Annotated in this window: 11 protein-coding genes; 6 read left to right on the forward strand and 5 right to left on the reverse strand. The window is 60.8% G+C overall.

The window, feature by feature from the left end; translation table 11 throughout:
* The first annotated feature begins 68 nt into the window (after positions 1-68).
* A complete protein-coding gene (pdxY, locus tag ACTJLA_RS00845; RefSeq protein WP_181124443.1) occupies positions 69-941 on the forward strand; it encodes a pyridoxal kinase PdxY in 873 nt (290 codons plus the stop codon).
* A 133-nt stretch (positions 942-1,074) separates the two neighbouring features.
* Here the strand turns inward: pdxY and ACTJLA_RS00850 are convergent, their stop codons facing one another.
* Positions 1,075-1,560 carry an acyl-CoA thioesterase gene (locus tag ACTJLA_RS00850; RefSeq protein WP_003195747.1) on the reverse strand — a complete coding sequence of 162 codons (486 nt, stop codon included), beginning with the start codon at positions 1,558-1,560 and terminating at the stop codon, positions 1,075-1,077.
* Between the two features lie 282 nt (positions 1,561-1,842).
* Between ACTJLA_RS00850 and ACTJLA_RS00855 the strand changes: the two genes are divergently transcribed.
* Complete coding sequence (locus tag ACTJLA_RS00855; RefSeq protein ID WP_057975224.1) at positions 1,843-3,603, forward strand: cation:proton antiporter; 1,761 nt, start codon at positions 1,843-1,845, stop codon at positions 3,601-3,603.
* 82 nt (positions 3,604-3,685) lie between these two features.
* On the opposite strand, the gene ACTJLA_RS00860 is transcribed toward ACTJLA_RS00855, so the two are convergent.
* The 3 genes from ACTJLA_RS00860 to uvrD all read right to left on the reverse strand — a co-directional run bounded on the left by ACTJLA_RS00860 (position 3,686) and on the right by uvrD (position 7,585).
* Positions 3,686-4,093, reverse strand: a complete 408-nt coding sequence (locus tag ACTJLA_RS00860) for an SMI1/KNR4 family protein (protein WP_034129154.1) — start codon at positions 4,091-4,093, stop codon at positions 3,686-3,688.
* Between the two features lie 135 nt (positions 4,094-4,228).
* Positions 4,229-5,095, reverse strand: a complete 867-nt coding sequence (locus ACTJLA_RS00865; RefSeq protein WP_003195740.1) for a Tim44 domain-containing protein — start codon at positions 5,093-5,095, stop codon at positions 4,229-4,231.
* A gap of 306 nt (positions 5,096-5,401) precedes the next feature.
* Positions 5,402-7,585, reverse strand: a complete 2,184-nt coding sequence (uvrD, locus tag ACTJLA_RS00870) for a DNA helicase II (RefSeq protein WP_014720554.1) — start codon at positions 7,583-7,585, stop codon at positions 5,402-5,404.
* Between the two features lie 277 nt (positions 7,586-7,862).
* On the opposite strand from uvrD, the gene ACTJLA_RS00875 reads away from it, so the two are divergent.
* From ACTJLA_RS00875 to ACTJLA_RS00885, 3 genes are all read left to right on the forward strand, one after another.
* On the forward strand, positions 7,863-10,736 hold the full coding sequence (locus ACTJLA_RS00875; protein WP_034129153.1) for an EAL domain-containing protein: 2,874 nt from the start codon (positions 7,863-7,865) through the stop codon (positions 10,734-10,736).
* A gap of 162 nt (positions 10,737-10,898) precedes the next feature.
* A complete protein-coding gene (gene hexR, locus ACTJLA_RS00880) occupies positions 10,899-11,765 on the forward strand; it encodes a transcriptional regulator HexR (RefSeq protein ID WP_003177007.1) in 867 nt (288 codons plus the stop codon).
* 262 nt (positions 11,766-12,027) lie between these two features.
* Positions 12,028-12,225 carry a PA3496 family putative envelope integrity protein gene (locus ACTJLA_RS00885; RefSeq protein WP_073526287.1) on the forward strand — a complete coding sequence of 66 codons (198 nt, stop codon included), beginning with the start codon at positions 12,028-12,030 and terminating at the stop codon, positions 12,223-12,225.
* Here the strand turns inward: ACTJLA_RS00885 and ACTJLA_RS00890 are convergent.
* A complete protein-coding gene (locus tag ACTJLA_RS00890; RefSeq protein WP_034129151.1) occupies positions 12,155-13,129 on the reverse strand; it encodes a LysR family transcriptional regulator in 975 nt (324 codons plus the stop codon). The genes ACTJLA_RS00885 and ACTJLA_RS00890 overlap by 71 nt on opposite strands.
* Positions 13,130-13,323: 194 nt before the next feature.
* On the opposite strand from ACTJLA_RS00890, the gene ACTJLA_RS00895 reads away from it, so the two are divergent.
* Positions 13,324-14,739, forward strand: coding sequence for an acetyl-CoA carboxylase biotin carboxylase subunit (locus ACTJLA_RS00895; RefSeq protein WP_003195732.1), 1,416 nt, complete (start codon positions 13,324-13,326; stop codon positions 14,737-14,739).

The raw sequence follows: 14,739 nt of genomic DNA on the forward strand, positions 1-14,739 counted from the left end.
TCGTACAGGCTGCGTTTAGTCGCATACTGCTCGGCCAGAAATTCAACGGTTTTACGGAAATCTCCCGCATGAAACGTACACCTCACCTGCTTGCGATCCAGTCTCATGTGGTCTTCGGCCACGCCGGAAACAGCGCCGCCGTGTTCCCCATGCAGCGGGTCGGGGTGAACGTCTGGCCGCTCAACACGGTGCAGTTCTCCAACCACACACAGTATGGACAGTGGGCGGGCGAAGTGCTGGCGCCGCAGCAAATTCCTGCGCTGGTGGAGGGTATTGCCGCGATTGGCGAGCTGGGCAACTGTGATGCGGTGCTGTCCGGTTACCTGGGCAGTGCCGACCAGGGCCGCGCCATCCTCAGCGGTGTGGCGCGCATCAAGGCGATCAACCCCAAGGCGCTGTACCTGTGCGACCCGGTGATGGGCCACCCGGAAAAGGGTTGCATCGTGCCGCAGGAGGTCAGCGATTTCCTTTTGGATGAAGCCGCCGCCATGGCGGACTTCCTGTGCCCCAACCAACTGGAGCTGGACAGTTTTGCCGGGCGCAAGCCGCAATCGCTGTTCGATTGCCTGGCGATGGCCAAGGCCTTGCTGGCGCGCGGGCCCAAGGCGGTGTTGGTCAAGCACCTGGATTACCCAGGCAAACTGCCAGAAGGTTTTGAAATGCTGCTGGTGACAGCTGAGGGCAGTTGGCACTTGCGCCGGCCCCTGCTGGCGTTTCCGCGCCAGCCAGTGGGCGTGGGCGACCTGACGTCGGGCCTGTTTCTGGCGCGGGTGCTGTTGGGTGATAGCCTGGTGGCTGCCTTTGAATTCACCGCCGCGGCCGTGCATGAAGTGCTGCTGGAAACCCAGGCCTGCGCCAGTTATGAACTGGAACTGGTGCGGGCGCAGGACCGTATTGCCCACCCTCGTGTGCGCTTCGAAGCCATACCGATCAGCCTGTAATGACACAGAATCCAATGTGGGAGCGGGCTTGCCCGCGATGGCGGAGTCTCGGTCAAAGCGATGTCGACTGAACCACTGCTATCGCGGGCAAGCCCGCTCCCACACGTTTTTGAGTTGAGTCGCCGCTTGGAGTTTACGGCGCGTCGGCTTTGATCTCCCGGTAGCGCTTTTCCAGTTCCTGACGAATCTGCCGACGCTGCTGAGCCTGCACAAAGCGGCGCTTGTCTTCGCTGTTCTGCGGCTGCAACGGCGGTACGGCGGCAGGTTTGCGCTGGTCGTCCACGGCCACCATGGTGAAGAAGCAGCTGTTGGTATGGCGCACCGAGCGTTCACGGATATTCTCGGTCACCACCTTGATGCCCACTTCCATCGACGTATTGCCGGTGTAGTTGACTGACGCCAGGAAGGTCACCAGCTCACCGACATGAATCGGCTCGCGAAAGATCACCTGATCTACTGACAGCGTGACCACATAACGACCGGCATAACGGCTGGCGCAGGCATAGGCCACTTCGTCGAGGTACTTGAGCAGCGTGCCGCCGTGCACATTGCCAGAGAAGTTGGCCATGTCAGGGGTCATCAGTACCGTCATCGACAGCTGGGCGTTTCCGGGTTCCATAGCACACTCACGGGTTGTAGGCATTGGTTGGGGGGAGGCACCTCTGCGGGTACTCAAAGTCTTTGCAGCGCCATCCCTAACGGGACGCCGTCAGGCGGCTCGCCGTCACGCGCGCAGCGATCTGTTTCCATATATTGCACCGGCTTTCCAGCAGAAGTCGCGGTGTTACCCTTCAAAAGCCCTTCTCAGGGCTTTTCTTACGATCAAGGCAGACTTTTCCGACCCTTCAAAGGCGAGGCCGGAAGTGGGAAAAGCGCCGGCACCCTCAAGGAGCCCCTCGCCATGCACGCCATCAGCTTTATCCAGGACTTGGCCGTGATCATGCTGGTGGCAGGGGTGGTCACCATCCTGTTTCACCGCTTCAAGCAGCCGGTGGTGTTGGGCTACATCGTCGCCGGCTTCATTATCGGCCCCCACACTCCGCCGTTTGGCCTGATCCACGATGAAGACACGATCAAGACCCTGGCGGAGCTGGGGGTCATCTTCCTGATGTTCTGCCTGGGCCTGGAATTCAGCCTGCGCAAGCTATTCAAAGTCGGGGCCACGGCGTTTATCGCGGCGTTCCTGGAAATCGTACTGATGATCTGGATCGGCTACGAGATCGGCCGCTGGTTCGACTGGAGCACCATGGACTCGCTGTTCCTCGGCGCGATCCTGGCAATCTCCTCGACCACCATTATCGTCAAGGCTCTCAACGACCTGAAGATGAAAGACCAGCGGTTCGCCCAGCTGATTTTCGGTGTGCTGATTGTGGAGGACATCCTGGGTATCGGCATCATTGCCTTGCTGTCGAGCATCGCCGTGAGTGGCACGGTCAGCTCCGGCGAGGTGTTCTCCACTGTCGGCAAGCTCTCGCTGTTCATGATCGTTGCGCTGGTGATTGGTATTTTGCTGGTGCCGCGCCTGCTGGCTTATGTGGCCAAGTTTGAAAGCAACGAGATGCTGCTGATCACGGTATTGGGGCTGTGCTTTGGTTTCTGCCTGCTGGTGGTGAAGTTGGAATACAGCATGGTGCTCGGGGCCTTTTTGATCGGCGCGATCATGGCTGAATCCCGGCAGTTGATTAAGATCGAACGCCTGATCGAACCCGTTCGCGACATGTTCAGCGCGATTTTCTTCGTGGCGATTGGCTTGATGATCGACCCGCAGATCCTGCTGCAATACGCCTGGCCCATTGCGGTGATCACCGTGGCCGTGGTGTTGGGCAAGATGCTGTCTTGCGGGCTGGGCGCGTTTATCGCCGGCAACGATGGTCGCACCTCGCTGCGGGTGGGTATGGGGCTGTCACAAATTGGCGAGTTTTCTTTCATCATCGCAGCGCTGGGGATGACCCTGCAGGTCACCAGCGACTTTCTGTACCCAGTGGCGGTGGCCGTTTCGGCGATCACCACGCTGCTCACGCCCTACCTGATTCGTGGCGCGGACCCGCTGTCATTGAAGATCGCGGCGGTAATGCCCAAGCGTATGAGCCGAGTGTTCGGCATGTATGGCGAATGGTTGCGCAGCATTCAGCCTCAGGGCGAGGGGGCGATGTTGGCCGCGATGATCCGCAAGATCATCCTGCAGGTCGGGGTAAACCTGGCGTTGGTGATCGCGATCTTCTTTGCCGGCAGCTTTTTCGCGGAGCGCATCGGTGGGTATCTCGAGGGCTGGGTCAGCGATCAGAGTTGGCAGAAGGCGTTGATCTGGGGCGGGGCGCTGCTGGTGTCGTTGCCGTTTCTGATTGCGGCGTATCGCAAGCTCAAGGCGCTGTCGATGCTGCTGGCGGAGATGAGCGTGAAACCAGAAATGGCCGGGAGGCATACCCAACGTGTGCGAAGGGTGATTGCGGAGCTGATCCCCCTCTTGTCGCTGCTGGTGATCTTCCTGCTATTGGCAGCCTTGTCGGCCAGTATTCTGCCGACCAACAAGTTGCTGGTGTTGATTGCCGTGGTCACGGCGGCGGTGGCTGCAGTGCTCTGGCGCTGGTTTATCCGTGTGCATACGCGGATGCAGGTTGCGTTGCTGGAGACGCTGGATAACCACAAGGATACGGAACACTGACTGGCGTTGGCGGGGGCTGCTTTGCCGCCCAGCGGGAGCAAGCTCCCTCGCCACAAAAGCCGGTTGCCAGAGGTCAGGGGACTCAGCTTTCCAGCCAGACGTCCCGTGCCCAGTGCCACACCGATTCCCAGGTTTCTTCAGTAACCAGTTCTTCCTCACCGGACCACAGCACGACGGTGCCGTCTTCTTCGACGCAATAGTAGTCGTCGCCGTCCTGGCAGATAGGGATCAGGCTGCGGTCAACACCGGCATCCCAGGCGTTGGCCGCAACGTCTGGCAGGTAAGTGTGGGACTGTGGGTCGGTGACGGTCACCGGCTCCAGGCTGCCGTAGACCACGTCACTGACGGTCAGCAGGAATTCACGGAAGACAAAGGGGATGTCGATGAACAGTTGTTCCTCGATTTCCACCAGCAGGTCTTCGTCAGGCAGCTCCAAAGGAACCGGGACCGGTTCGTTGGCTTCACGCAGTTGTTCGATGATTTCTTCCACGGCCGGGATCCTCTTGCTAGATGGCGCGGTTTATAGGGGCGTTTTATACAGTAGCTCGCTATAAGTGCAACCGTGAAATAGAAAACCCCGGACATGTCCGGGGTTTTTGTTACCGCTTGCTCAAACGCGCAGGTATTAGCCGTTCTGGCGGATACCGGCGACCAGCCATGGCTGGTCGTCGCCCTGGGCGCGTTCCATATTCCAGCTTTCGCTGAACACTTCGCCCTGGTCGAAGCGCGAGGACTTCGACACGCCGCTGAAGGTCAGGGTGGCGATAGTCTTGTCGGCACGATCATCCACGCCATCGAGCTGTACGCGCAGGTCGTCGATGTAGGTCGACTGGAAGGCGTCACCGATCTCGGCACGTTCGCGCTTGAGGAACTCCAGCAACTGCGGGGTCACGAACTCGGAGATCTTGTCCATTTCGTTGGCGTCCCAGTGCTGTTGCAGGGACTGGAAGTGGCTGCGGGCCGCTTCGACGAAACGCTCTTCGTTGAACCAAGCCGGTGCGTTGATCACCGGACGGGCGGCAGGGGCTGCCGAACCACCGAAGATCGAACCCATGGCAGGCTTCTGTTCGAACGCTTCACGCTGCATCGGCGCGCCGGCTGGAGCCAGGTGCTCCTGCTGCTTGCGGCGACGGGCGGCGATAAAGCGGAAGACCAAAAAGGCGATGACGCCCATGATCAGGATGTCGAAGATCTGCATGCCCTGGAAGCCGTCGCCCATGAACATGGACGCAAGCAGGCCACCGGCGGCGATGCCGGCCAGTGGGCCCAGCCAACGCGAAGCACCGCCGGCCTTGGCAGCAGCGCCAGCGGCACCGGCTGCGCCTGCAGTAGCCGCAGCACCGCCGGCACCGGCGGATGGAGCCATTTGGCTGGTCTGGTGAGTCGGTGCCGCGCCCGAGCTTTTGCCGCCACCGAAGCGTTTGGCGTTGGCGTCGAGGCTCATCGTCAGGCCGATGCACAACGCCATGGCGATGCTAAGAAAACGTTTCATATAGGGAATTCCCATTTGTGGATTGCACGCGCGCCATGTTGCACAGGTGTCGTGGCAGTGGCTAGCGGCATAATGTTTCGGGCTTTTGCGTAAGACCAAATCCGAAGGGTCTGTAGGACCAATTACAGATATTGGCCCGCACGCCTCTAAAACAAGGCTGGGCCAATAATCTTCATGTTACGCAGTGTTTCATGATGGTGGGCTTATTGTGGCCAGAGATTGCTCCCGCTGGGCTGCGCAGCAGCCCCAAAAAACGGGCGCGCTGCGCACGCCAGCGGAAGCAATCTATGGCCACAGGTGATCAGCTCAGACCGCTTCGAGCTTGGCGTAACCCATCATCAGCCACTTGCTGCCCTCGGCGAAGTTCACCTGCACCCGCGCCTGGGCGCCTGCGCCTTCGAAGTTGAGGATCACGCCTTCGCCGAAGATCGCATGCTTGACCTGCTGGCCCAGGCTGAACGGGGTTTCCGGTATTTCGGAACCGGCAAACATGCTGCTGGAGTTCTGTTGCTGGCCACCGCCGAACGGGCGGCTGACGCTGTTGGACAAGCGTACTTCCTGGATCAGCCCCTTCGGCACCTCACGTACGAAGCGCGACACCTTGTTGTAGGTTTCGCTGCCATACAGGCGTCGGGTCTCGGCGTAGGTCATCACCAGGTTCTGCATCGCCCGGGTAATGCCCACGTAGGCCAGGCGGCGTTCTTCTTCAAGGCGGCCGGGTTCTTCCAGGCTCATCTTGTGAGGGAACAGGCCTTCTTCCATGCCCACCAGGAACACATAAGGGAATTCCAGGCCTTTGGCGCTGTGCAAGGTCATCAGTTGGATACTGTCTTCATGCTCGTCGGCCTGGGTATCGCCGGCTTCCAGCGAGGCGTGGCCCAGGAAGGCGGCGAGCGGCGTCAGCTCTTCGTCGTCCTCGGTGTTTTCGAACGCGCGGGCGGCGCTGACCAGTTCCTCAAGGTTTTCTACCCGGGCCTGGCCTTTCTCGCCTTTTTCCGCTTCGTGATAGGCGATCAGCCCGGACTGCTCGATCACGGTCTGAGTCATCAGGTGCAGGGGCATCTCTGCGCACTTGGCGGCCAGGTTCTCGATCAGCTCGACAAACACCCCCAACGCCCCCGCAGCACGGCCAGTCAGGCCTTTGTTGGCGATCAGCAAGCGCATGGCTTCCCACATCGACACATCGGCATGGCGCGCATGGTCGCGGATCGCTTCGACGGTTTTCTCGCCAATGCCACGCGCCGGGATGTTGATCACCCGCTCCAGCGCTGCATCGTTACCCCGGCCTTCCAGCAAGCGCAGGTAGGCCATGGCGTTCTTGATTTCTGCACGTTCGAAGAAGCGCTGGCCGCCGTAGATGCGGTACGGGATGCGCTCGCGCAGCAAGGCCTCTTCCAGCACCCGCGATTGGGCGTTGGAACGGTACAGAATCGCGATATCGCTGCGGGCCAGGCCGGTTTTCAGTGCGCTTTCAATGGTTTCGACCACGTAGCGCGCTTCATCGTGCTCATTGAACGCCGCGTACAGGTTGATCGCTTCGCCTTCGCCGCCGTCGGTCCACAGCTCTTTGCCCAGGCGCCCGGTGTTGTTGGCGATCAAGGCGTTGGCCGCCTTGAGGATCCCGGCGGTGGAGCGGTAATTCTGCTCCAGGCGGATGGTCACCGCGTCCGGGAAGTCTTCGGAATACTGGTAGATGTTCTCGATTTTCGCGCCACGCCAGCCGTAGATCGACTGGTCGTCATCGCCCACCACCATCAGGCTGTCACCGCCCTTGGCCAGTAGACGCAACCAGGCGTACTGCACGGCGTTGGTGTCCTGAAACTCGTCCACCAGGATATGGCGGAAGCGTTTCTGGTAATGGGCCAGCAAACCGGGGTTGTCGCGCCACAGGTCGAGGGCACGCAGCAGCAGTTCGGAGAAGTCGATGACGCCAGCGCGCACGCAGGCCGCTTCATAGGCCTCATAAATGCTGCGCATGGTGGCCAGGAACAGGTCGCCGCTGGCTTGGATATGTTGCGGGCGCAGGCCCTCGTCTTTCTGGCCGTTGATAAACCACTGTGCCTGGCGCGCCGGCCAGCGTTGTTCGTCCAGGCCCAGTTCGCGGATCACGCGCTTGACCAGGCGTTGCTGGTCGTCGCTGTCGAGAATCTGGAAGGTCTGGCTCAGGCCGGCTTCCTGCCAATGCGCCCGCAACAGGCGGTGCGCCAGGCCGTGGAAGGTGCCCACCCACATGCCCGCCGGGCTGATGCCCATCAACTGCTCGATGCGATGACGCATCTCGGCAGCGGCCTTGTTGGTGAAGGTCACCGACAGGATGGAATGCGGGGACGCGTTTTCGACCTGGATCAACCAGGCGATACGGTGCACCAGCACTCGGGTTTTACCGGAGCCAGCACCGGCCAGGACCAACTGACGGCCAACGGGGGCCGCTACGGCCTGGCGTTGGGCATCGTTGAGGGAGTTCAGCAAAAGAGAGAGATCATCGCGCATCGACGCATTCTATGGGCCTTGGGGGGCCTGGGCAAATCCCAATGCCGGATGGTCGATGCAAAACGCCTGCAAGCTATCGACGGGCGAACATTCTGACGGGGGTGATGACCGGTTGGTCATCGCCCGCAGCCCATGCCGTGTCTTGCTCAAGCGGTCTGGGCCAAAGGTTTGCGGCCAATCGCAGGAGGTTTTTTATGACTTGTAGCAGTTTGGCCCAGGCGCTTGCTTGTGTATGCTCCGTCGACGTTTCGGGCTCACCATTATAAGAACACCGCCTATGACCCTTAGCACCGACCTGTTTGGCCCCTCGCCGGCCCCGGCACAGGTCATCCGTAAACACTATGCAACCGAAATCGCGGTTGAGCGCACGCGCCTGCTGTATCAAGGTTCGTTGCTGCCGACGCTGCTGATGCTGGTCAACGGCCTGGTCTGCGCCTGGTTGCTGTGGAACCCCAATCAGTACCTGCTGGACAGCGTCTGGCTGCTCTGGCTGCTTGCCCTGGTGGCGATGCGCGTGATTCAAGTGGCAGCCTTTGATTCGGCCATGCCCAGCCGGCAGGCCCAGCCCGTGTGGCGCCGTATGTTCATGCTCGGCTCGGCGGTCAGTGGCCTGACCCTCTCCGTTGCGGCCATTGCCCTGGTGCCCACGGACAGCTTCATGCATCAGGCCTGGGTGTTTGGCCTGATCGGCGCCGCCACCTTGTCGGCCAGCGTGGCCTATGCCGTGAGCTTTTGGGCCTACCTGTCGTTTGCCTTGCCGTGCCTGGTGCCGGCCATCGTCTACCTGTTCTGGAATGGCACACCGCAGCAAAAAGGCTGGGGCGTGCTCGGGCTGATCCTGCTGGCGTCCCTGAGCCTGGTCGCGTGGCAGGTCAACCGCCTGATCCAGCGCGGGTTGTTGCGCCGTTTCCAGAACCAGGCCCTGATCGAGCATTTACAGCAGGCGCAGCAACGCAGTGAGCAGTTGAATCAGGACCTGGTGCGCGAAGTCGAGCAGCGCCGCGAGGTGGAGCAGAACTTGCGTGAAGCCCAGGTCGGTCTGCAAGATCGTGTGGCGCAACGCAGCCAGCAATTGGATGCTGCCAGCCTCGCCTTGAGTAAAAGCGAAGCGCGCCTGGCCATGGCCCTGCAAGCCAGTGAACTGGGCCTGTGGGACTGGAACCTGCAAACCGACGAGGTCCACCACACGCAACTCAAGGAGTTGTTTGGCCTGGAGCCCGAATACGTCACGGCGATGCTCAGCCACCTCAAACCGCGCCTGCACCCCGACGATCTGCCACTGCTCAAGCACGCGCTGGTAGAGCATCTCAAAGGCCGCAGCGAGGACTATCAGGTGGAGTACCGGATACGTCATGGCGATGGGCATTGGGTGTGGATCGAAGACCGCGGGCGCGCCGTGGAGCGCGCGCCCAGTGGCCGCGTCATCCGTATGCTGGGCACGCGCCGCGACATCAGCGCCGGCAAGGCGGTGGAGGAGCAGCAACGCCTGGCTTCGACGGTGTTCGAGGCGGCCAGCGAAGGCATTGTGATCCTCGACCCGAACTACGCGCTGATCGCCGTGAACCAGGCGTTCAGCCGCGTCACCGGTTTCGACATCGACGACATGCTTGGCCGCAACGTCGTGGAACTGCCCAGCAGTCGCGATGCGCGGCGCCACTTCCCGCTGATCCGCCAGGCATTGCTCAGCCACGGCACCTGGCAGGGCGAATTGGTGGAGACGCGCAAGAACGGCGAACTGTACCCGCAATGGCTACAGCTAAATGTGGTGCGTGATGTACGGGGGAACGTCAGTCATATCGTAGGATTCTTCGCCGATCTGTCCGCCCGGCGCGAGTCGGAAGAGCGCATGCGCTACCTCACCCACTACGACGAGTTGACCGGCCTGGCCAACCGCTCGCTGTTTCGCGAACGGCTGCGCGAAGCTCACCAGCGGGTGCGCCAAGGCGGTCGCAGCCTCGCGCTGCTGCATATCAACCTCGACCGCTTCAAATTGCTCAATGACAGCCTGGGCCATGAAGTGGCCGACCAACTGCTGCAGAAAATGGCGCGGCGCTTGATCAACGCGCTGCCGGAGGCCGACACCATTGCGCGCCTGTCCGGTGATGAGTTCGCCGTACTGTTTGACGCCTATGGCAACTTATCCAGCCTGGCGCGGGTGGCGACCCGGTTGCTGGCGAAGCTGCGCGTGCCGGTGAACGTGGAGGGCCATGAGCTGGTGGTAAGCGCCTCTATGGGCGTCAGCCTGCTGCCTGATAACGCACGGGAGATTTCTGCACTGGTCAGCCAGGCGAATATGGCGATGCAGCACGCCAAGCATTTGGGCGGGAATAATTTCCAGTTCTTCACCGACAGCCTGCAAGCCAGCACCCTGGAGCGTTTGCAGCTGGAAAACCACCTGCGCAAAGCCATCGACGAGCGTCAGCTCACGGTGTTTTACCAACCCAAGCTGTGCCTGGTCACTGGCAAGCTGAAGGCTGCCGAGGCGTTGGTCCGCTGGGAGCATCCGCAATGGGGCATGGTGCCGCCGAGTGACTTTATCGGTTTGGCGGAAGAAACCGGCTTGATCGTGCCGTTGGGCGAATTTGTGCTGCGCCAGGCCTGCTGGCAGGCCTGCGAATGGCAGCGTCAGGGGCTGGCGCCGATTCGCGTGTCGGTCAACCTGTCGGTGCATCAGCTGCGCCAGGGCAAGCTGGTCAGCCTGGTGCGCCAAGTGCTGGAGGAAACCGCACTGGACCCGCAGTACCTGGAGCTGGAACTGACCGAAAGCCAGTTGCTCGACAGCGTTGAACACATCATCGCCACCTTCCAGCAATTGCGCGACCTGGGGGTGAAGCTGGCCATCGACGACTTTGGCACCGGTTATTCGTCCCTCAGCTACCTCAAGCGTATCCCGGTGGACTACGTAAAAATCGACCAAGCCTTTATCCGGGGGCTTGGCCAGGGGCGCGAGGATGCGGCCATCACCCGTGCGATCATCGCCATGGCCCACGGGTTGGCGCTCAAGGTAGTGGCCGAAGGAGTGGAGGATCAGCAGCAGCTGGATTTCCTGCGCGGTGAGCAGTGTGACGAGGTACAGGGTTACCTGATCAGCCCGCCCATGAGGGCCGAAGGGCTGGCGGATTTGTTACGCAAAAACGCAGATTTTTCTTAACGCAGCGTAGGCCGCCTTTATGGCTACATAGCGGCTGCCCGCTGAATCAGAGGGGAGCAGGGCGATTTAGTGATGCATCTAACGGGCAAAACGACAATTCTTGTAGTATAACTACAAGCTTGCTACATCCCTGGCGCCTGCCAATAACAAGAGTCCTGCCCTTTGAACCTGTTGCAACATATCGCCCAGTCGCGCCACCTGTTACGCAAATCGGAACTCAAGGTTGCCGATCATGTGCTGCTTGACCCTGCGGCTGTGATGCACAGTTCCATGGCCGACCTGGCCCACAGCGTGGGCATCAGCGAGCCGACCATCGTGCGCTTCTGCCGCGCCATTGGTTGCTCCGGCTTTCAGGACCTCAAGCTCAAGCTGGCGCAAAGCCTGGCTGCCGGGGCGAGCTTCGGCCAGTTTGCAATCCATGAAGACGACTCCGTCGCCGACTACAGCCTGAAAATCTTCGACACCACCTTGCACACCTTGATGGAAGTGCGTGAGAAGCTCGACCCGGTGGAGCTGCAAAAGGCCGTGACCGCAATGTCCCAGGCCCAGCGCGTCGAGTTCTACGGCTTCGGTGCGTCCGGCGCGGTGGCGGCCGATGCCCAGCACAAGTTCTTCCGCCTGCTGCTGACCGCCGCGGCCTACAGCGACCCGCACATGCAGGCGATGTCGGCGGTGACCTTGAAGCCCACTGACGTGGCCATCTGCATTTCCCAATCAGGTCGTTCCAAAGACCTGCTGATCACCGCCAACCTGGTGCGTGAGAGCGGCGCGTCGTTGATTACCCTGTGCCCGAGCCAGACGCCATTGGCGGAGTTGTCCACGGTGAACCTGGCGATCGACGTGCATGAAGACACCGAAATCTATACGCCGCTGACCTCGCGCATTGCCCACCTGGTGGTCATCGACGTGTTGGCGATGGGCGTGGCCATGGCCCGTGGCCCGAGCCTGGTCAACCACCTCAAGAGCGTGAAGCGCAGTTTGCGCAGCCTTCGCCTCTCGCCAAAATCCGTCAAAGCCCTCGACGACTAAGCCCAGGCCATACTCGGTCAAAGTGTGGGGGCTGGCTTGCTGTGGCGAGGGAGCTTGCTCCCGCTGACTGCGCAGCAGTCTCCGGCTTTTTGGGGGCGCTTCGCACCCCAGGGCAAGCAAGCTTGCTCGCCACAGCAAACCAGCTCCCACAGGGAGTTTGCGTCAATTTCGCAAGATTCATCATCCTGTAATCCCCGCGCCGCCAAACCGTCATCCCCCGCGCCCATCCTGTACTCCCCGTACTCGCATTGGGAGACTCCAAATGACCCGGCCCTACGAAGACAGCAACAGCACCGTCAAGACCCGTCGTCAGCAGGAAGACCAGCGCCGCATGGCGTTCCGTCGCGCCATCGAAGACCGTTGCGAGGAGCGCCAGTTGCTCCAGAGCATCAGTGACTACCCGGAACTGCATTGGCAGGCACCCGTGGCTGCCCAGCGAAACGCTCAGCCAGCGCGCTGATCTGCACCCGTTCGCTGCGAATAAAGCCCAGGAACGCATGGGCCACCGGTGACAGGCGTTTAGCCTTGGCCTGTACCAGGCACCAACTGCGGTACAGCGGCAGTTCTTCCACCGGCAGCTCCTTGAGCCCGCCGGTGGCCAGCTCCAGGTTCAAGGCGTGGCGCGTCAGCAATGCCACGCCCAACCCTGCACTCACACATTCACGCTGCGCCTCGGCCGAGGCCACTTCCACCGTCTGGGTGAAGTGCACGCGTTTTTCCTTGAAGTATTCCTCGCAGGCCAGTCGCGTGCCAGAGCCCGGCTCGCGGATGAGCAGGGTATAAGGCTCCAGGTCCTGCAAGCGCAGTGGCCCTTGCAGGCTCAACGGATGATCTGGCAGCGCCACGGCGACAATCGGATTGTTGAGAAACGGCAGGAATTCCAGGCCCATGTCCTGGGGCACCATGGACATGATCACCAGGTCGTCGCGGTTGTCCGAGAGTCGGCGGATCACCTGGGCACGGTTGACCACCGTGAGCTGCAATTGCACTTCCGGATGCTGGCGCTTGAAGGCGGCGAACAGGTGCGGCACGAAATACTTGGCGCTGGACTCCACCGCCAGTTTCAGTTGGCCTTGCAGTGAACCCTGCATGTCCGACAGCTGCATATCGAGGTTTTCCAGGCGCCCAAAGATGTCGCGGCTGGCCCGTTGCAAAGCTTCGGCGGCCTCGGTCATGTAGAGTTTTTTGCCGACATAGTCGAACAGCGGTTGGCCGATCAGTTCTTCCAGCTGGCGAATTTGCAGGCTGACCGCCGGTTGGGTGAGGGACATTTCCTCGGCGGCACGGCTGTAGGAACGCAAATCACACACTTCATTGAAGATCTGCAATTGACGCAATGTCATACGCATCAATGACTTACGCATTTTATAAAGCCTCGGCCCCTTGGTGTTCCGGCCAACTATAAGTCTTTACTTATACACAACCCAATAATTATTGATTTTTGTTAATTCTCCTGTGCGCATAGTGTGTGTCTCGCGACTGTCATGAAACATTTGGTCACGCGCCGGCCCGGCTGCAACGGGTCGAAGCACGCAAATCGGCTCAAGGGAATTTCCAAGTGATAAAAAAGATCCTGATCGCCAACCGTGGTGAAATTGCCGTACGAATTGTGCGTGCCTGCGCCGAGATGGGCATTCGCTCGGTCGCGGTTTATTCGGACGCCGACCGCCATGCGTTGCACGTCAAGCGTGCCGACGAAGCCCACAGCATCGGTGCCGAGCCACTGGCCGGTTACTTGAACCCGCGCAAGCTGGTGAACCTGGCGGTGGAAACCGGCTGCGATGCGCTGCACCCCGGCTACGGCTTCCTGTCGGAAAACGCCGAATTGGCAGATATCTGTGCCGAGCGCGGCATCAAGTTCATCGGCCCCTCGGCAGAAGTGATTCGCCGCATGGGCGACAAGACCGAAGCGCGCCGCAGCATGATCAAGGCCGGTGTGCCGGTCACGCCGGGCACCGAAGGCAACGTTGCCGACATCCACGAAGCCCTCACTGAAGGCGACCGTATCGGTTACCCGGTGATGCTCAAGGCCACCTCCGGTGGTGGCGGCCGTGGCATTCGTCGTTGCAACAGTCGCGAAGAACTTGAACAAGCCTTTCCCCGCGTGATTTCCGAAGCCACCAAGGCCTTCGGTTCGGCGGAAGTGTTCTTGGAAAAATGCATCGTCAATCCCAAGCACATCGAGGCGCAGATCCTCGGCGACAGCTTTGGCAACGTGGTGCACCTGTTCGAGCGTGACTGCTCGATCCAGCGTCGCAACCAGAAGCTGATCGAAATCGCCCCCAGCCCGCAACTGACCCCGGAACAGCGCGCCTACATCGGCGATCTGTCGGTGCGCGCCGCCAAGGCCGTGGGCTACGAGAACGCCGGCACCGTGGAGTTCCTGCTCGCCGAGGGCGAGGTGTACTTCATGGAGATGAACACGCGGGTGCAGGTGGAACACACCATCACCGAAGAAATCACCGGCATCGATATCGTTCGCGAGCAAATCCGCATCGCCTCCGGCCTGCCGTTGTCGGTCAAGCAGGAAGATATCCAGCACCGTGGTTTCGCGTTGCAGTTTCGTATCAACGCTGAAGACCCGAAGAACAACTTCCTCCCAAGCTTCGGCAAGATCACCCGTTACTACGCCCCTGGCGGCCCCGGCGTGCGTACCGACACGGCGATCTACACCGGCTACACCATCCCGCCGTTCTATGACTCCATGTGCCTGAAACTGGTGGTGTGGGCGTTGACCTGGGAAGAAGCCATGGACCGCGGCCTGCGTGCCCTGGACGACATGCGCCTGCAAGGCGTGAAGACCACTGCCGCCTATTATCAGGAAATCCTGCGCAACCCGGAATTCCGTAGCGGCCAGTTCAATACAAGCTTTGTGGAAAGCCACCCTGAGCTGACCAACTACTCGATCAAGCGCAAACCCGAAGAGCTGGCCCTGGCCATCGCCGCCGCCATCGCCGCCCACGCAGGCCTGTGA

It is taken from the genome of Pseudomonas sp. 22072, assembly GCF_052046095.1.
Lineage (GTDB): Bacteria > Pseudomonadota > Gammaproteobacteria > Pseudomonadales > Pseudomonadaceae > Aquipseudomonas > Aquipseudomonas paracarnis.